17 protein-coding genes are annotated in these 17,169 nt (G+C 63.9%); 4 read left to right on the top strand and 13 right to left on the bottom strand.

From position 1 onward, the window contains the following. Positions 1 to 60 precede the first annotated feature (60 nt). From A3E77_RS07880 to A3E77_RS07895, 4 genes are all read right to left on the bottom strand, one after another. Complete coding sequence (locus A3E77_RS07880) at positions 61 to 813, bottom strand: amino acid ABC transporter ATP-binding protein (RefSeq protein ID WP_039578994.1); 753 nt, start codon at positions 811 to 813, stop codon at positions 61 to 63. Beyond that, positions 810 to 1,976 (bottom strand): cystathionine beta-lyase, encoded by a 1,167-nt coding sequence (gene metC, locus A3E77_RS07885; RefSeq protein WP_232003384.1) that lies wholly within the window; start codon positions 1,974 to 1,976, stop codon positions 810 to 812. Before metC ends, A3E77_RS07880 begins: the two co-directional genes overlap by 4 nt. A 70-nt stretch (positions 1,977 to 2,046) precedes the next feature. Further along, a complete protein-coding gene (locus tag A3E77_RS07890; protein WP_293644783.1) occupies positions 2,047 to 4,239 on the bottom strand; it encodes an ABC transporter permease subunit in 2,193 nt (730 codons plus the stop codon). Next, positions 4,236 to 5,306, bottom strand: a complete 1,071-nt coding sequence (locus A3E77_RS07895; RefSeq protein WP_003046368.1) for an amino acid ABC transporter substrate-binding protein — start codon at positions 5,304 to 5,306, stop codon at positions 4,236 to 4,238. The genes A3E77_RS07890 and A3E77_RS07895 overlap by 4 nt, the downstream gene beginning before the upstream one ends. A gap of 55 nt (positions 5,307 to 5,361) precedes the next feature. On the opposite strand from A3E77_RS07895, the gene A3E77_RS07900 reads away from it, so the two are divergent. Beyond that, on the top strand, positions 5,362 to 6,267 hold the full coding sequence (locus A3E77_RS07900) for a LysR substrate-binding domain-containing protein (RefSeq protein WP_003046376.1): 906 nt from the start codon (positions 5,362 to 5,364) through the stop codon (positions 6,265 to 6,267). A 36-nt stretch (positions 6,268 to 6,303) separates the two neighbouring features. Here A3E77_RS07900 and A3E77_RS07905 read toward each other — a convergent pair whose 3' ends face one another. The 9 genes from A3E77_RS07905 to A3E77_RS07950 all read right to left on the bottom strand — a co-directional run bounded on the left by A3E77_RS07905 (position 6,304) and on the right by A3E77_RS07950 (position 14,828). Beyond that, complete coding sequence (locus tag A3E77_RS07905) at positions 6,304 to 8,775, bottom strand: TonB-dependent receptor plug domain-containing protein (protein ID WP_054589301.1); 2,472 nt, start codon at positions 8,773 to 8,775, stop codon at positions 6,304 to 6,306. 241 nt (positions 8,776 to 9,016) lie between these two features. Beyond that, positions 9,017 to 9,364 carry a hypothetical protein gene (locus A3E77_RS07915; RefSeq protein WP_003046382.1) on the bottom strand — a complete coding sequence of 116 codons (348 nt, stop codon included), beginning with the start codon at positions 9,362 to 9,364 and terminating at the stop codon, positions 9,017 to 9,019. Positions 9,365 to 9,390: 26 nt separating this feature from the next. Beyond that, positions 9,391 to 9,756: a DUF411 domain-containing protein gene (locus tag A3E77_RS07920; RefSeq protein WP_234715625.1), complete on the bottom strand. Its 366-nt coding sequence runs from the start codon at positions 9,754 to 9,756 to the stop codon at positions 9,391 to 9,393. A 160-nt stretch (positions 9,757 to 9,916) separates the two neighbouring features. Beyond that, a complete protein-coding gene (locus tag A3E77_RS07925) occupies positions 9,917 to 10,306 on the bottom strand; it encodes a DUF305 domain-containing protein (protein ID WP_223181178.1) in 390 nt (129 codons plus the stop codon). Between the two features lie 92 nt (positions 10,307 to 10,398). After that, complete coding sequence (locus A3E77_RS07930) at positions 10,399 to 11,610, bottom strand: copper resistance protein B (RefSeq protein ID WP_003046391.1); 1,212 nt, start codon at positions 11,608 to 11,610, stop codon at positions 10,399 to 10,401. Next, complete coding sequence (locus A3E77_RS07935) at positions 11,607 to 13,442, bottom strand: copper resistance system multicopper oxidase (RefSeq protein ID WP_374046507.1); 1,836 nt, start codon at positions 13,440 to 13,442, stop codon at positions 11,607 to 11,609. Before A3E77_RS07935 ends, A3E77_RS07930 begins: the two co-directional genes overlap by 4 nt. 119 nt (positions 13,443 to 13,561) lie before the next feature. After that, the gene (locus A3E77_RS07940; RefSeq protein ID WP_003046398.1) at positions 13,562 to 14,146 is read right to left on the bottom strand and encodes an RNA polymerase sigma factor; all 585 of its coding nucleotides are present in this window, start codon (positions 14,144 to 14,146) and stop codon (positions 13,562 to 13,564) included. Beyond that, entirely contained in the window at positions 14,143 to 14,580 is a 438-nt protein-coding gene (locus A3E77_RS07945; RefSeq protein ID WP_003046401.1) for a periplasmic heavy metal sensor, read from the bottom strand. The genes A3E77_RS07940 and A3E77_RS07945 overlap by 4 nt, the downstream gene beginning before the upstream one ends. Positions 14,581 to 14,582: 2 nt before the next feature. After that, positions 14,583 to 14,828, bottom strand: a complete 246-nt coding sequence (locus A3E77_RS07950) for a hypothetical protein (RefSeq protein ID WP_137870392.1) — start codon at positions 14,826 to 14,828, stop codon at positions 14,583 to 14,585. Positions 14,829 to 14,992: 164 nt separating this feature from the next. Here A3E77_RS07950 and copC point away from each other — a divergent pair, with 164 nt between their 5' ends. From copC to A3E77_RS07965, 3 genes are read left to right on the top strand one after another with little or no spacing between them, the layout of a single operon-like run. Further along, entirely contained in the window at positions 14,993 to 15,376 is a 384-nt protein-coding gene (copC, locus tag A3E77_RS07955) for a copper homeostasis periplasmic binding protein CopC (protein ID WP_011542702.1), read from the top strand. Between the two features lie 6 nt (positions 15,377 to 15,382). Next, a complete protein-coding gene (copD, locus tag A3E77_RS07960; protein ID WP_003046408.1) occupies positions 15,383 to 16,351 on the top strand; it encodes a copper homeostasis membrane protein CopD in 969 nt (322 codons plus the stop codon). A gap of 32 nt (positions 16,352 to 16,383) precedes the next feature. Further along, positions 16,384 to 17,073, top strand: coding sequence for a helix-turn-helix domain-containing protein (locus tag A3E77_RS07965; protein ID WP_003046411.1), 690 nt, complete (start codon positions 16,384 to 16,386; stop codon positions 17,071 to 17,073). Positions 17,074 to 17,169 lie beyond the last annotated feature (96 nt).

Below are 17,169 nucleotides of genomic sequence, written 5' to 3' on the forward strand. Positions count from 1 at the left end.
TATGAAATGACATGATTAAGTGGGTCGGCACAGCTTGGGGGCGCGACCGACTTGAGCCGCTCAATGCGAAAGTATCTGTTCGAGAAAGGTCCGTGCGCGCTCGCTTTTCGGCGCGGCGAAAAAATCTGCCGGCCTTGCGTCTTCGATGATCTGGCCCTGATCCATGAAAAGCATGCGATCGGCCGCCTCGCGCGCGAATCCCATTTCGTGCGTCACGCACACCATCGTCCGTCCTTCGCCGGCAAGGGACGTCATCACATCGAGTACCTCCTTGATCATCTCGGGATCGAGCGCCGATGTCGGCTCGTCGAAGAGAAGAATCCGGGGCTCCATCGCCAGAGCGCGGGCTATCGCGGCCCGCTGTTGCTGCCCTCCCGAGAGCTGCCCCGGATATTTGCCCGCCTGGTCGCCAATCCTCACCTTGTCCAAATAGGATATGGCGCGCGCCTCCGCCTCCGGAAGAGACAAGCCGCCGAGCAGGACGGGCGCGAGGGTGCAATTCTCCAGCACCGTCTTGTGCGGGAACAGATTGAACTGTTGAAAGACCATGCCGACGGCGCGGAGCGCCGCAACGGCCTCCCGCGACGCGTCGGTTATCCTGGTTCCCTCGATCAGGACGGCACCGGAGTCGGGCACCTCGAGCCTGTTCATGCAGCGAATGAGCGTCGATTTGCCGGAGCCTGAAGGGCCGCAAATCACGATCCGCTCGCGCGGGGCGATTTCGAGGTCGATCGAGCGGAGGGCATGATAGGCGCCATAATATTTGTCGACCTGCCGCAAGCTGACGGCCGCGTGGCCCGAGGCGTCGGTCATGACGCCTGCCCCCGGCCGCGGAGCGCTCGTACCCGCGCGAAGGCTGCGGCGAGGTCGGCGATCAGATCCTGCGGCGCTTCGAGGCCGGCGTGAATGCGGATCAGCGCCCCATCTGCCTCGCCATTGGGAAAATCGCGGATCGGAGCGGGCCACGCCGGAACCGCGAGACTTTCGAAGCCGCCCCAGCTCGAACCGAGCTGGAATAGCGAGAATTCGTTGAAAAAGGCGCTGGTTTCGGGCGGGGTCAGGCCATCGAGCTGAACACCGAACAATCCGGAAGCACCGGTGAAATCCCGCTTCCAGATTGCATGGCCGGGGTCGGCGGGATGAGCCGGATAGCGGACCGCAACCACTTCGGGTTGCTGGGCGAACCATTCGATCAGCGTCGCTGCGGTGCGCTGGTGGCGTTCAAGGCGCGCATCGAGCGTCCTGATGCCCCGGTGGACCAGATAGCAATTGTCGGGACTCGCGCAGTTGCCCCAGCGCGCCGCCGCGTCCTTGAGCTGGCGGTAGACGGCATCGCTGGCCGCCGTCATCGTGCCGAGCAGACAGTCGGAGTGCCCCGAGAGATATTTGGTTGCCGAAGCAAGCGAGATGTCGACGCCATGGGCCAAGGGCTTGAAGAAGAGCGGCGTGGCCCAGGTGTTGTCGAGAGCGGTCAATATGCCCCGGCTGCGCGCAACCGCCGTGATCGCGGGGACGTCGATCATATCGAATGTCTGCGAGCCCGGGGTCTCCATATAGATGAGCCGGGTGTTGCTGCGGCACAGCCCGGCAATCTCCGCTCCGATATCGGGCCGGAAATATTCCACCTCGACCCCGAAACGCGCGAGAACGTCGGTCAGAAACTTGCGGGTCGGCCCATAGACGCAGTCCGCGACGAGCAGATGGTCGCCCCCGGCCACGAAAGCCGTGAGGGCTAGCGCGATTGCGCTGGTTCCGGACGAGGTGATGACGGTCGCGCAGCCGCCTTCAAGTTCGCTGACAGCCTCGGCGAGCGCAAAGGTCGTTCGCGTTCCGTACAGGCCATAGATGACCTCATCGTAGAGACCCTGGTGCCGGTCCATATAGGCCTCGACGCTGTCGTAGATAATGGTGGAGGCCCGGTCGACGGGCGGATTGATGAGGCCCCGCTGATCGCACGGACGGGGACCGCCGTGCACGGCACGCGTCGGATCCTGCCAGGCGCGCCCTTTCGGGCTTGCCGGCTCCCCGGGCCATTTTCTGTCGTGATTATCCTGCATAGTTTAGTTTCCGTTCGATCTTCATGCTGAGCCGGGACAGGGAGAAACAGAGGAGGAAAAAGATTGTCCCGGTAAAAAGATAGGCTTCGGCGAAATAGGGTCGCCATTGCGCCTCGACGTAGGAGAGGCGGGTCGTCTGCAACAAATCGAAGACGCCGACGATGAGGACGAGCGTCGTGTTCTTGACCTCGCTGATCGAAGTGTTGACCAGCCCCGGCACGCTGACTTTCAGCGCCTGCGGCAACAGGATATGGCGCCGCGCCTGCCATTTGGTGAGGCCAAGAGCATGCGCGGCCTCGGCTTGCCCGACGGGAACCGCCAGCAGGCCGCCCCGGATGACCTCGGCCATATAGGCGGCAGTGAAGAATATGAGCGCGAGCTGGACGCGCGGCAGGCTGTCGATCGAGAGATAGGAGGGCACGAACAGCGGGAACAGGACCGCAGCGAGGAAGAGCACTCCGATCAGCGGCGTTCCGCGAACCAGCTCGATGAAGGCGACGCTCGGCCAGCGAATGCCGCGCCGCGCCGACCTGCGGCCGAATGCGAGAAGGATGGCGAGAGGGAAAGCGCCGACCACTGCGATGCTCGCGAGCAGCAATGTGACCGGCAGGCCGCTCCACTTCTCCATCGGCACATAAGCGAGGCCCGCGACCCCACCGCGCAGCAGGAGCATGGCGATCGCGATCGCGCCGAGCCAGGCAAGACCGAGGCGGCTGCTCCAGAATCGCGGGACGAAGGAGAGCGCGAGGCAGGAAAGCAGTATGGCCGCCGCCGCCGCAGAGCGCCACTGCTCGGCTTCGGGATAGGTTCCGAACAATATGAGCCGCGCATTTTCGCGGAGGAAAGGCCAGCAAGCGCCGCTGGCCAAGCGGCACTCGGCCGCGCCCCCGGAATAGGTCGCGTCGATCAACAGCCAGGACAGGCCCTTGCCGGCAGCCAGCGCGGCGAGGGCGAGGATTAAGACCGTCAGGATCGATTGGCGCCCTCCCCTAAACAGGTTGCGCCGGATCCACGACGGCCAGGCGGCGATCGAGCGCAGCGGAAACGGTTCGAGGGTCGCCGTCTGGATGCTCCGGCCGGGCTGTCCGGTAACGCTCCACCCCATCCGGCGCGCGTAGAGGCCGGTGACGAGTGACAAGGACAGCGAAAGCAGGAGGAAGGTCAGAACGATCAGGCCGACGCCCTCGATCGCCTGGCCCGTCTGGCTGATGACGGTGTCGACGACCGAAACAAACTCGGGATATCCGATCGCCACGCCCAATGAGCTGTTCTTGATCGTGTTGAGATGCCAGCTCGTCATCGGCGGTATCGCGATGCGCAGCGCTTGCGGAACCACGATCCGTCCCATCGCCTGAGCCGGCGACAGCCCGAGCGCCTTCGCGGCTTCGCGCTGCCCCGCGGGAACCGCGAGGATCGCGCCGCGGAATATCTCGGCCAGATAGGCCGAGGCATAGACGGAAAGGCCGGCGACCAGCGTCAGAAATTCGGTGGAGAGCGAGAGGCCGCCTATGGTTCCGAAACGCCCCGCCCGCGGCAGATCGATCGCGCCCCACAGCAAAAACGGAAGGATGACAATGCCGGTCAGGGCTAGCGCGGTCCCGGCTCCAACGTATTTGCGCCGATAGGCAACAAACAGAAAAGCGCAAGCCGCAAGCGCGATCAGCAATAGCGGCGTTACTGGATCGGCGAGCGTGAGCGCCGGGAGGTGCAGTCCGCGGTTGTCGAGATCGACCGCACCGACATCACCCTGGCCGGGAGCAGGGAGACCGAACAACAATGCGGCGTACCAGACAAACATCTGGAGCAGCAGCGGGATGTTGCGAACCAGCTCGATATAGAGGCCGGAGAGCCGAGCAAGCAGCCAGTTCGTCGACAGGCGCGCCATACAAACTGCAAGGCCGAGCAAGGTCGAGAAGATAATACCGAGCGCCGATATCAGAAGCGTGTTGAGAAGACCCACCGCCAGCGCCGCGGCATAGGAATCGCCCGGCGCGTAGGCGATCAGCGTTTCACCGATCGCGAAGCCCGCCCGGTCGAACAGGAAACCGAACCCCGTCCGGATGTTTCGGTCCGCAAGATTGTCAGCCAATGTCGCAAACAGGCCGTAGGCGGCCACAACTCCGCCCGCCAAAAGCAGCCAGGGCAACGCAGCGATTACAAGGCGCCTCTGCGTATGGGTCATCGCATCGGCAACGGGTAGATCAGCCCGCCGTCCCGATAGAGCTTATTTTGCCCGCGCTCGACGCCGAGCGGCGTAATGTGCCGGTCGAAGATTTCGCCATAATTGCCCGTCGCCTCGATCGCGCGATACGCCCAGTCATCGTCGAGGCCGAGCGACTTGCCGAATCCGGGCAGGCCGCCGAGCATCTTGCGCACTTCGGGGTCACGCGAGGCCATGCGCATGCGCGCTGCATTCGCGCGGGTGACCCCCATTTCCTCGGCAGCAAAGAGCGCGTTCAGCACCCATTTGTTGATCTCATACCATTGCTCGTCGTCGCTGCGCACGACGGGACCTACCGGCTCCTTGGTGAGTCGTTCGGGCAGCACAACATAATCGTCCGGATGCGCGGTATCGGCGAGACGGATCACGGTCAGCGTGAAGGCATCGGTGGTCATCGCGTCGCACCGCCCGGCAAAGAAGGCGAGCTTGGCTTCCTCGGGATTCTCGAACACGACCGACTGGAAACGCAGCCCCTTGCGCTCGAAATATTCGGCGGTGTTGAGTTCGGAGGTCGTCCCCTTGGTGATGCAGATCGATGCGCCATCGAGATCCGTCGGAAGCCGCACACCCGATCGCCGGGGCACCAGGAAGCTCTGCCCGTCATAATACATGGTGCCGACGAAATTCACCCCGAGGTCGGTGTCGCGCGTCAGCGTCCATGTCGTCGTCCGCGACAGGACGTCGGCCTCGCCCGTCTGCACGATCGTGAAGCGCTTGTTCGAGGCGACCGGCATGAACCGGACCTTGCGGGCATCGCCGAGGACCGCAGCGGCGAGCGCCCGGCAGTAGTCGACGAAGAACCCCTGCCAGCGCCCGCGCTTGTCGAGATAGGACATGCCGAGCTGCCCCGTATGAATTGCGCAATTGAGCGTTCCGCGCGCGCGAATCCGCGCAAGCGTCGATCCCTTCGCCGCGGCGATTTCATGCCCACCGGTGCCGGCGGGCTCGCGGCCGCAGCCGCCGAGTAACAGGGCGCCTGCGGCGAGCAGCGCCGGTAACCAGCGGCGCGATGCGTGCGACCTATTCATAAACGAGGCTTTCAATGCTAGCGCCATAAGAAATAGCTATAGGGAGCGATGTCCGATGAACCTGCGTCACCTCGAAGCCTTCAGGGCCGTGATGCTCTCGGGATCGGTCACCCAGGCCGCGCAGTCGCTCAACCTGTCGCAACCCGCGGTGAGCAAGATGCTTGCCGAGCTCGAGCATCAGCTGGGCTTTCAGCTCTTCCTGCGTTCGCGCGGCAGCGCGCTCACCGTGACGCCCGAAGCCGACGCCTTTTTCTACGAAGTCGAGCGGAGCTTCTCGGGCATTGCGGCCCTGAAGCGGGTAGCGGAAGACATCCGCAACATGGCGACCGGCACGCTCCGGATCGCCGCCCTTCCGGCGCTCGCGGTCAGTTTCCTGCCGCGTGTGATCGCGGCCTTTCGCGAGACACATCCCGGCGTCACCGTTCAGCTCCAGACCCGCAGTTCCTCGACGGTGCGGCAATGGATGGCGAACCAGCAGTTCGACATCGGGCTCGCGACGCCGGCGCGCGAATTGCCCGGCATAAGGATGGAGCGCTTCCTGCGCTGCCCCGGCGCCTGCGTTCTCCCTGCCGGCCACCGCTTGGCCGTCAAGGACGTCATCCGGCCGGCCGATCTCGAGGGCGAGCCCTTCATTTCGCTCGCGCTCGAGGACGGCGTGCGTCACCGCATCGACCGCATTTTCGAGGACGCGGGCGTCCACCGCGAGATGGTCATCGAAACCCAATATGCGATGACCATCTGCGCGCTTGTCATGCAGGGGGTCGGATGTTCGATTCTCAACCCCGTGACCGCAGCGGATTATGCCGAGCGGGGCCTTACGGTCCGTGATTTCGCGCCGGAGGTCCATTTCGAATATATGCTCTTCACGCCGAAGTTGAGGCCGATGTCCCAAGTCGCTGCGGCCTTTATCGCGGTGCTCGAATCCCACCGCGACGCGATGTTCGGCTCCGACGCCAGCTGAAGACACAAGACGCCGCACGGCCCTCACGGCCACCGATCAGAAGGAGGCGGTCGCGCGGACGTACCAGAAGCCCCCGTTGAACCCCGTCGGCGCGAAGCGGAGATATCGGATCCCGTTGTTGATCTGGGATTGCCGCGCCTCGACGTCGGGGTAATTGTCGAAGATATTCTCGCCGCCGACCGCGAGCTTGAGCATGTCGCTAACCTTGTAGGACAGCTCGAGATCGACCAGCAGTTCGGCGCCGCCCGTCTGGTCGGCAGCCGGTGCGGCGCCATAGTCGGTCCATTTGCCATAATAGTTCGCGCGCGCGACGAAGCCGAAGCGCTCGCCCGCATAAGTGAAGGACGCATTGCCCTTCCACTTCGGAACGAAGCCCTCGAGTTCGAGCAGCCGCTCGCGGTCCGCAGTGATCACCGGCGAGGCCTTGATGACATCGGTTTTGGTATAGTTGCCGTTGAGGCCGAGCGTGGCCTTGCCGTCGCCGAGGTCGAAGCCCACGGTGAGCACCGCATCGACGCCCTGGGTGCGGCTGTCGAAGGAATTGGTGAAGAAGCTCACCTGCTGGAAGGAATCCCCACCGGGAATGCCAAGCGCCGCGAGCTGCGCACGCTGCGCCGGGGTGAGATTGAAATTGCCCGATACGGCGATCCGGTCTTCGACCTTGATGTTGAAATAGTCGAGCGTGAAGGTGATGCGATTGGAGGGCTTCACCACGATGCCGCCGGCGACGTTGAACGAATTCTCGGGCCGAAGCGGCGTCGCGCCGAAGAATTGCGCCACCGGATTGTTGGGCGCGATAATGCCTGCGGTCAGCGGCGCCCCGGTTATCGAGTCGATGTTGGTCTGGACCTGCGAGGCGTTCGACTGGCCCGGCGTCGGCGCCCGAAAGCCGGTGTTGACCGATCCGCGCACCGCGAAGACGTCCGAGAAATCATATCGCCCGTTGATCTTCCAGGTGAATTTCGAGCCGAAGTCCGAGTAATTCTCGTAGCGGCCGGCAAGGCCGAACTGGAGCGCGTCGGTGAGATTGCCTTCGAGCGACGTATAGGCGGCCCAGTTGCTGCGCGCGAACTCGCCCGCCTGGATGGGACTGAAGCCCGGGAAGCCGTTCGAGCCGACCGGCAGTCCGACGCGGTTTCCGGTATCGGGATCGATGACCGACGCGAAAGGACCAACCTGCCATGATGCGATGTCGCCGGCCGTGATCTCATATGTCTCGCGCCGATACTCGAGACCGCCTGCAAGCGTCAGCGGATCGGAGGTGCCGATCGCGATGGGGTAAGTGAGATCGAGATTGAAAGCGAGTTCGCGCTGCTCGAGCTGCCCCGGCTTGAAGGAGGTCGGCGACGCGAGGCCAAGCGACGGATTGACCGTATTTTCGATCCGGTAGGAAGCATGGTTCTGACCATAGGAAGCGCTGAGGTCATAGGTCAGGCCCGAGGAGAATTCGCCCTTGAGGCCGGCCGCCAGCGCCGCATCGGTCACCGTGGCACCGAAATCCGGGGTGAAACCGCCGGGAAAGAGCTGGCGGAAGCTGAACCGCTGTCCTCCGGGCGTATTGGTGAGCGGAATCGAGGTGGAAATGAAGCTGGCATCGGGGTTGCGGTAAAAGAAGGCCGTCGTGCCGCGGCTCCAGCTATAGTTGCCGAAGGTGTAGAATTCCATCTCCTCCGACAGTTCGATGCCGGCATTGACGAAGATGCGCGCCGCCTCGGATTCGGGATTTCCCCAGCGCTGCGCCGGGACCGGGACATCCTGAACGCCGGCATCGATGAGCGCCTGCGCGTCGGGACGCTGAATGCCGCGCGACGTCGTGCTGGCGTTCACATATTCGCCGCTGATGTTGACGAAACCGGCGTCGGTGAAGGGAAGCCCGACATTGCCCTGGACGAGGAAATCCTCGCCGTCGCCCTTATAGAATTGGCCATAGCGGGCGATCAGCAATCCGCCTTCGCGGTCGCGGCGCAGACCGAAATTGAGGACGCCGGCGATCGCATCCGATCCATAGAGCGCCGACGCGCCGTCACGCAGAACCTCGAGCTGGCCGATCGCGATCGACGGGATCGCCGAAAGATCGGGTCCCTGCGATCCCCGGATATAGGGAACATTGGTGAACTGGACCGTCGCGCCGCGATGGCGCCGCTTGCCATTCACGAGCACCAGCGTCTGGTCCGGCGGCAGGCCGCGCAGCGAGAAAGGCCGGGTAAAAACGGCGCCGTCGTTGCTGACGAGGCGCTGGACATTGAGCGACGGGACCTCGGTGCGCAGGAGATCATTCATGTCGGCCGTGCCCTTTTCGAGCAGTTCGGCACCGGTGATGATGTCGATCGGCTGAGCGGAATCGGCCGCCTTGAGATCGTTCCGCCGCGTACCCGTCACGACGATTTCGCCCTGCGACGCGCCTGGCCCCGGCGCCTCTTTGGCGTTATCCTGCGCGAAGGCGGCGGCGGCCGACATGCCTGCCAGGACGGCGATAATCGAGCCACTCGTGCGAAGCAATTTTCTCATGGTCCCCTCCCATTTGCGAAAGCTCTCGGCTTCGCCACCGAGCTATCTTCGCGGCCTTGGCATGACCAGAAATAATCACCACTCATCGCTATAAACGAGATGGTTATTCCATATGGTTATATCTCTCGCTGCGGCATCGAGCAGCGCCCGACCGCGCGGCATGCCGGGCGCGGCGATGCCGGACACTTCGCGCAGCTTGTCCTCGACCGCCCGGGCGACATGCCGCGTCGGCACATGCTCCTTATTTTTTGTCCATATCGTGCCCGGCATGAGGATCGGGTTCGGGTTCGACAGGTTTCGGCGCTTCCGGCGCGGCCTTTGCCCGCGGCGGCACAGCGGCCTTCGCGGCGGGTTCTTGCTTGGGGCGGGATTTCTCCGGAGGCATCGCTTCTTCGGTCGGCGCCGCCGGGGCAGACGCGGCGGGCGGCTCGTCCGCTACGGGCATGGTCTCGACCATTGCGGGCGGCTCACCGGCAGTGACCTCACTCTGTTCCGGTGTGACGTCGCTCTGCTGCGCGGGCTCAGTGCCGCATCCTGCCAGAGCAAATATCAGCGCGGCGGCGCTCGCTAGGGGAATGAATCTCGTCATATCTGTCTCCTCTTCGTGTCGGCAGGTCATGCGCGGAATTCAGAAACCTTGCCGTCGCTGCCGAATGCCATCACTTCGAATGCGTCCGCGCTTCCGTCCGGCATTTCCATTCCCGGAGAACCGCGCGGCATGCCGGGCACGGCGATTCCGCGAATGTCGCGTGGCTTGTCGTGGAGGAGTCTCGCAACATGCCGCATCGGCACATGACCCTCGATCGCATAGCCGCCGATCACGGCCGTGTGGCACGACGCCAGCTGGCCAGGCACACCATATCGCGTCTTTACGGCGGCCATGTCAGCGCGGTTCTCGACAGTCACATCATAACCGGCCTTGCGTGCGATATCCGCCCAAGCTTCGCAGCAGCCGCATTCGGGATCGCGATAAACGAGCATTCGCTTGGGGCTGGACGTCTCGGCGCCCGGCGCGGGCGCCGCGCCATTCTTATCGCTGGTCGCCGCCGGGCCCGAGGCAGAATTGCATGCCGCAAGCGCCATCCCCGATCCGACCGCAATCAGGCCGAAAAGATGACGGCGCGTCATCAGATTTTTCATGTCATTTCCTCGCGAGAATGGATTTCATCTGTTCGATTTCGGCCGCCTGCCCCGCGATGATGCCGCGGCAGAGTTCGCGTATCTCGGCATCTTTGAGAGAAGCCTGTTCACACATGAGGATCGCGCCCGAGTGATGCGGGATCATCGAACGCAAGAAGGCCGTGTCGCCGATCGTCGTCTGTGTCCGGATGAGCCCGAAGCTCCCGAAGAAGGCAACTGCCGATCCCAGCAGCAGGAACGTATTGAGACGTTTCGACGGGAACATGCCCGGCATTGCGACGATCATCAGCACGACCATCGGCGAGACCATCATCAGCGTCATGTAGAGCATGTTGAGATTATTGTAGAAGCTCGAGAGGCGGTCGATCATGACGAACATCACCAGATACATGATGACGCCGCTGACGATCGTCTGCAGCGCGAGGCTGCGATAGGCTGGTTTCACGGCATTTCTCCTCGACGTGTCGCCACCCCGCGAAACTTCTAGAACCAGGCCCGCACCCCCATCACGAAGCTGACGCCGCTCGCATCCTCGCCCGCGGCGCGGGCAAAACGCGCGGTATCGCCGACCTTGCGCGCCCATTCGACGCCGACATAAGGCGCGAATTCCTTCACGACCTCGTAACGCAGGCGAAGCCCGAGCTCGAAATCCGAAAGCCCCGAACCAACGCCGGTCTCGGGGACATCCTGGAGCGCAAAATTGACCTCCGCCATCGGCTGGAGGATCAGTTTCTGGGTGATGCGCTGGTCGTAATAGCCTTCGAGCCGGGCGAGCAGATCACCCTTGTTCGAAAGAAACAGCGCGCCCTCGACTTCGAACCAATAGGGGGCGAGCCCCTCGAAGCCGATCGTCGCATAGGTGCGGTCGGGGCCGGGCCCAAGATCCTGCCTGATACCCGCCTGCGCGTTGAAATAGGGTCCGATCGCCCGGCTGTAGAGCGCCTGTACCTCGGCGCTCTCGATGCCTTCGCCGAACACGCCCTCGCCTTCGCTCTTGATCGTCAGCCGGTTAATGTCGCCGCCGTACCAAGCCTCACCGTCCCAGCGGAACCCGTCGCGGCCCTTGCGCGCCTGATATTCGGCAAGGTTGAAGCTGATGAAAGCGATGGTCTGCGCACCATTCTCTTTCATCATGTCGTGGCGCGAATGCTCCATTTCGGCTTGGGGATAAATGCGATCGGCATACCAGTCGCCGGGAGGCGCAGGCGCGGTAGCATCGCCCGGCGGCAAATCGGTGCCGCTAGCGCTGCTCGTGGTCGCCATGCCTTCCATTCCCGCCATCGCGTCCGCAGATCCGCCCTTCGGGGTGCAATGGCCCATTTTGGCATGTTCGGGCGGGCAATCGGGATCGGACGGCTGCGGTGCGCCATGATCCATCGCACCCATGTCCGAAGCGCCCTTGCCTGGAGCTTCCGCCTCAGGCGTACAATGACCCATCGCCGCATGTTCGGGCGGGCAGCTTGAAGCCTCGGGTTCCATGTCCATGCCCTGCATGTTCCCATGGTCCATCTGCTCCATCGACCCTTCGGCGGGCGCTTCGGGCGCGGACTGCGCTACGGGTGCTGGCGTTGGCGAGGGAGCGGGTGTCGGCGCGGGCGCCGCACCATGCATCGAATGATCCATCGACTGCGCCGCGGCGGGCACAGCAAAGGCCAGCGGGGCGATACCCGCGAGGAGAAGCGCGACCCGGGTCATTCGCCGTCTCCCTTCGGACGGACGCTGACGACGCGCATCATCCCCGCGTGCATGTGATAGAGAAGGTGGCAATGGAACGCCCAGTCGCCGAGCGCGTCGGCGGTGAAATCGAAGCTCGCGATGCCGCCCGGCTGGACAAGCACCGTATGCTTGCGCGGCGACCGGTCGCCCTTGCCCGTCACCAGTTCGAAAAAATGGCCGTGGAGGTGGATGGGGTGGCTCATCATCGAATCGTTGATGAGGTTGATCCGCACGCGCTCTCCCTCGATGAAGGGGATGGGCTCGTGATAGTCGGACATCTTGATGCCGTCGAACGACCACATGAAGCGTTCCATATTGCCGGTCAGATGGATGTCGAGCGAGCGCGAGGCGGCGCGGGTATCGGGGTTGCGCTCGAGCGCGACAAGGTCATGGTAGGTCAGCACCTTGTGCCCGACATTCTCCAGTCCCTGCCCCGGCTCGCCCATGCGATCCATCGGCATCGGCGAGATCGTCTGAACGCTGGGATCGCGCTTGACCTGCGGCGCGACACTGAAGTCGCGCATGCTGTGCTGCATGCCTCCGCCAGATCCATGATCCATGCCCGCCATCGCGCCGCTTTCCCCCGCTGGCGTACAATGGCCCATCTTGGCATGTTCGGGAGGACAAGAAGGGTCGCTCGCCGGCATGGGCATGGCGCCCATATCGCCGCCCGAATGGTCCATACCCGCCATCGCGCCGCCCGACATGTCGCCCATGCCCATGTCCTTCATGGTCGCGAGCGGCCGTTCGCGGAGCGGCGGCACCTCGGCGACCATGCCAGCGCGCGGTGCGAGCGTCGCGCGTCCCATGCCCGAGCGGTCATTGGCCTCGGCAACGAGCGTATAAGCACGGTCCTCGACCGGGGTCACGATGACGTCATAGGTTTCGGCGACCGCGATCTGGAACTCGTCGATTTCGGTCGGCACGACATTGAGCCCATCAGCCTGGACGACGGTCATCCTGAGGCCCGGGATACGGACGTTGAAGATCGTCATCGCCGACGCATTGACGATGCGCAGGCGTACCCGCTCGCCGGGGCTGAAGAGCGCGGTCCAGTTGTCGCGCGGACCATGGCCGTTGACGAGGAAGGTGTAGGTCGAACCATTGACGTCGGCGACGTCGGTCGGGTCCATCCGCATCTTGCCCCAATCGATCCGCTCCTTGAGCGGTTGATCCTTGCCGGCAAGCAGGCCCGCCAGCGTCTGGCGCTGCATGTTGAAATGGCCGGGATTGACCTTGAGCTTGCGGAAGATCGCCTCGGGCGACAATTGACTGTGGTCGGACAGGACGACGACATGCTCGCGGTCGTAGCCGATCGGGTCGGCGCCCGCGGGATCGATGACGATCGGGCCATAATGGCCGAGCTGTTCCTGAAGCCCCGAATGGCTGTGATACCAATAGGTCCCCGATTGAACGACCGGGAATTCATAGACAAACTTCGAGCGCGGCTTGATCCCGGGGAAGCTGACGCCGGGCACGCCGTCCATCTGGAACGGCAGGATCAGGCCGTGCCAGTGAATCGAGCTGTCCTCGTCGAGATCGTTGACGACGGTGAGGCGCGCGTTTTGTCCCTCCTTCAGCCGGACGAGCGGCGCGGGCACGGTGCCGTTGATCCCGATCGCGCGACTGACCTTGCCGTCGATGCGCATCGTCTGGCGCGCGATGCGCAGCGTTATGTCATTGCCGGATACGGTCGGAAGCGGCGCGGTGATGCCGGACGACACCGGCTGGGCCCAGGCCGGGAACCATGCGGCCATCGCCGCAGCAGCCCCTCCACCCAAAGCTCCACTGACGAACCGACGCCTTTCCATCTGCATATTCTTTCCGACCGTTACTGACTGTTCCTAAAGCTATACGCAGGCGGCACGCCTGCCCCTCAATAAAAATGCCGGACGATGAGGAGATGCCGCCTGAACGAGCGGTCGAACCCTCAACCCTCGGCGCTCGCAGATGTTCCCGCGAGCAATTCCCGGAGCCTGGTCCGCGCTCGATAGAGGCGCGTTTCGACTGTTTTCTCGCTGACCCGCAAAATGACCGCTGTTTCGGCCTGGCTGACCTCGTCGACACCGCGGAGGAGCAACACTTCGCGCAAATTCTGCGGCAGCTGATCGATCGCCCCGCGAACCCTGGCGAGCTCTCGCCTGTCGGTCGCCGCGGAATCGGGCCCAGGACCATCGCTTGCTACGTGATGCGCATTTTCGAGCGGGAGCGCGCGGGAGAAAAAGGCGCGCACCTTTCGCCGTCGTGCCCAGTCGCGACATTTGTTGAGCGCGATACGGGCGATCCATGTGCGGAAGGGGCGTTCGCCATCATAGCGATCGAGCGCCGAAAAGCCGGAGACGAACGTCTCCTGCGTCAAATCCATCGCCTCGTCGGCATCGCCGATCTGCTTTACGATGAGCCGGTAGACGCCCGTTTTGTAACGGCGCAGCAACTCGCGATAGGCGTCTTCGCGGTGCGCGCGCGCAAAGGCCGCCAGATCCTGGTCGCTACATTGCGATAGGTCGGCGCTCACCGCGCATCGGCGGTCAGCGCCTTGACCACGCTTTTGTCGAACATTTCCGCTTGATCGGGGTTGAGAACCCCGCGCATCGCGAAGAGATGCTGGAGCGTTTCCTTCTGCAATGTCCCCATCACCTCATGCGTCTCGTCGATCGCCTCGGTGACGCGCGGTCCATAGCCATGCTCGGCTTCGATCGCCTGCGCGAGCCGGACATTGGCGGCGCGCATCTCGAGTTCGAGCGCCTGGCGGCGACCGGCGAAGTCGGCTTCGATCCGCTCGAGTTTCTTTTCCTGCTCCGGGGTCAGGTCGAGTTGGCCGTGGAGAAGCGCATGAAGTTCGGTTTCGCTGGCTTTGGGCGCATCGGCTACCAGACGGCCGATGAACACGCCGGCAATCGCCGCGGCGAAGGCAATGAGCCCCAAGAGAAGAAGACGGCGCGACGGCATCGCTACTGTACATCCAGCAAGGTGGAAGGCACCAATGCGCTAGGCGGGCCGAATGGGGTCAGGGGGCTTGCCGCGACCGCCGGCTGGGAAATCGCACTCCCCGCAAAGACACCGCCGCCGAGCGAGACAAAGGCCGCGAGCGCCATCAGGCGGCGCATCGCTACCGCTTCGCGCCGGCGGATCGCCAATGCGCCCATGATGCGATCATCGAGCGCATCGAGCGCTGCGGGCAGATCGATCCTGTTCAAAATGCGAAGCTCCTTATCCATCGATCGTCTCTTCAAACCTTTCCATCATTGTACATACGCGCCGAAGCGCCTCACCCCTCACACCAGAATATTATTCCGGAATATTTGAGGGCCATGCCGATATCCTGCGTATTAGCAGGACAGACACGCATTTGGAGGTGTTCATGTTCAAGTCTCTTCTCCCCTCTGCAGCGGCGGCTTTCGCTCTGCTTCTCATGCCGGCCACGGCAAGCGCGCACACCAAGCTCGTCAGCTCGACGCCCGCCGCCAATTCGACCGTTTCGAAGGTCACGTCGGTCAATCTTCAGTTCAACGAAAAGATCGTCGCCTCGACCCTCAAGACCGAGCTGGTCATGACCGGCATGCCCGGCATGGCCAATCATGCCCCGATGAAGGTGCCTTACTCGTCGATGATGGGCAAAGAGGGCAAGTCGGCGATGCTGATGCTCAAGCGGCCGCTGACAGCCGGAACCTACAAGGTCACATGGTCGGCGGCGGGCGCTGATACCCACCGCATGGGCAGCGAATTCAGCTTCACCGTAAAGTAAAAGACGGTGGGGGACCCCGTTCTGATCGGCATCAGGTTCGCACTTTATGCGGACCTGATGCTCATCGCCGGCCTTGCTGCGTTCCCGCTTTTTGCGCTGACACGGAGCGAACGCCTTGCGCCGCAGTCGATGATGGCCTCGATCTGGCGCGCAGAGCGATGGCTCTGCGCCGCCGGACTGCTTCTCTCCATCTTGGGGATGGGCGTGCTCGCGGCTTCGATGCAGGGTGTGGGGCTCCTCTCCCTGGAACTCCAGCCTTTTTGGGACCTTGTTCGCGAGACCGAGGTCGGCACAGCCTGGGTCTACCGGAGCGCAGCGCTGCTGCTCGCGCTGGGAGTCGCGATCTGGATGGTCCGCTGGCCGACAACTTCGGCCGCCGTACTCGCGGCCGCGGGCTCGGTGGCCGTCGCGAGTCTGGTCTGGTCCGGCCACGCCGGCGCGACCGAAGGCGCCGCAGGCACCGTGCACCGGATCAGCGACATCTTGCACCTGATTGCAGCGGCGGTCTGGATCGGCGCGATCGGCGCCTTCCTGATCCTGATCTCACCACGTCGTGTCCGCGAATGGCCGGGCGGACTCCAAATTGCGGCGCGGAGCCTCGATCAATTCTCGCGCGTCGGTACGATCTGCGTCCTCGTCATCGCCGCCACCGGCCTCGTCAACAGCCAGATGATCGTCGGCGCCGAGAATCTCGGCCGTTCCCTCGGCTCGCCCTATGGACAATTGCTTCTCGCCAAGCTTGCGCTGTTCGGACTGATGCTGGCGCTCGCGGCGGCGAACCGCTGGCGGCTGACCCCGGCGCTCGCGGCCGCCGTCCCGGGGACCGATACCGACAATGTCGACGCCGACCCCGACCTCGCGATTGCAGCCATGCGCAGAAGCCTCATCATCGAAGCGTCGGCCGCGCTCGCCATACTCGCGCTGGTTGCCTGGTTCGGTACGCTCGAACCCTTCGTCACCGCCGATCCGGTTTGACCCCAAGCACCGCCTCTTGGTCGGGTTCGATCATGCTCGGGACCGGCTGGGCGCTCATTGACGCGCGCATCGGGAGCAGCCGTCCCCATAACCATGTGGCGCACCAGATCAGCCTCGCCATCGAACGCGACCTCGAAATTTCCGGTGATGCCGACCTGATAGTTCCCGCCGGACACGCCATTGCGATAGCGTCGCATGTCCGGCACCGCCTCGGGCCGCCGGGCGCCCTCGTGCGGTCATTTTATCTCGACCCGCTTTTTCGTGCCGGCACCCGGCTGTCCGCCGGATCGGCGCCTGTCCTGTTGACGCCGATAGAGACAGCCGGACTAGGTGACATCGCAAGCGGCGCGGACGCGAAGCGCTGGGCGTCCGACTATCTCGACCGCTCGCAGGCGCGTCCGGTGGATGCCCGCCTGTCCGAAGTGCTCGCGGCCCCTGACGATTTGTCGACCGCGCGCGCCTTGGCCGACGTCGCCTGCCTTTCGCCCTCGCGCCTCCGCGAAATCGTCAGCCGCGACTTCGGCGTGCCTCCGGCCAAATTGCTGCAATGGCTCCAGCTTCAACGCGCCGTGCGGACGCTGGTCGGCGGCGGAGGTCTTGCCGACGCCGCGGCGGCGGGAGGCTTCGCCGATCAATCGCACTTCACGCGCCGCTGCGCTCAATGGCTAGGCGTGACGCCTTCGGCCGGCCTTAGTGCCTTCGCGTTCGAAATCGTGCCCTGAGCCGGATGCGCCTCGCACCGCGTCGCCCCGGCGAAACATTCAAGACTGCCGCGCCTGTTTGCCCTTAAGCGTCTCGTCGAGACCGGCGATTGCGGC

It is taken from the genome of Sphingopyxis sp. RIFCSPHIGHO2_12_FULL_65_19, from assembly GCF_001830555.1.
GTDB lineage: Bacteria > Pseudomonadota > Alphaproteobacteria > Sphingomonadales > Sphingomonadaceae > Sphingopyxis.

Excerpts from the sequence above, each read along its gene's own strand:
- A3E77_RS07880 (WP_039578994.1), bottom strand. The coding sequence starts at position 813 with ATGACCGACGCCTCGGGCCACGCGGCCGTCAGCTTGCGGCAGGTCGAC.
- A3E77_RS07890 (WP_293644783.1), bottom strand. The coding sequence starts at position 4,239 with ATGACCCATACGCAGAGGCGCCTTGTAATCGCTGCGTTGCCCTGGCTG.
- A3E77_RS07895 (WP_003046368.1), bottom strand. The coding sequence starts at position 5,306 with ATGAATAGGTCGCACGCATCGCGCCGCTGGTTACCGGCGCTGCTCGCC.
- A3E77_RS07900 (WP_003046376.1), top strand. The coding sequence starts at position 5,362 with ATGAACCTGCGTCACCTCGAAGCCTTCAGGGCCGTGATGCTCTCGGGA.
- A3E77_RS07905 (WP_054589301.1), bottom strand. The coding sequence starts at position 8,775 with ATGAGAAAATTGCTTCGCACGAGTGGCTCGATTATCGCCGTCCTGGCA.
- A3E77_RS07915 (WP_003046382.1), bottom strand. The coding sequence starts at position 9,364 with ATGACGAGATTCATTCCCCTAGCGAGCGCCGCCGCGCTGATATTTGCT.
- A3E77_RS07920 (WP_234715625.1), bottom strand. The coding sequence starts at position 9,756 with ATGCTCGTTTATCGCGATCCCGAATGCGGCTGCTGCGAAGCTTGGGCG.
- A3E77_RS07925 (WP_223181178.1), bottom strand. The coding sequence starts at position 10,306 with ATGTATCTGGTGATGTTCGTCATGATCGACCGCCTCTCGAGCTTCTAC.
- A3E77_RS07930 (WP_003046391.1), bottom strand. The coding sequence starts at position 11,610 with ATGACCCGGGTCGCGCTTCTCCTCGCGGGTATCGCCCCGCTGGCCTTT.
- A3E77_RS07935 (WP_374046507.1), bottom strand. The coding sequence starts at position 13,442 with ATGGAAAGGCGTCGGTTCGTCAGTGGAGCTTTGGGTGGAGGGGCTGCT.
- A3E77_RS07945 (WP_003046401.1), bottom strand. The coding sequence starts at position 14,580 with ATGCCGTCGCGCCGTCTTCTTCTCTTGGGGCTCATTGCCTTCGCCGCG.
- copC (WP_011542702.1), top strand. The coding sequence starts at position 14,993 with ATGTTCAAGTCTCTTCTCCCCTCTGCAGCGGCGGCTTTCGCTCTGCTT.
- A3E77_RS07965 (WP_003046411.1), top strand. The coding sequence starts at position 16,384 with ATGCTCGGGACCGGCTGGGCGCTCATTGACGCGCGCATCGGGAGCAGC.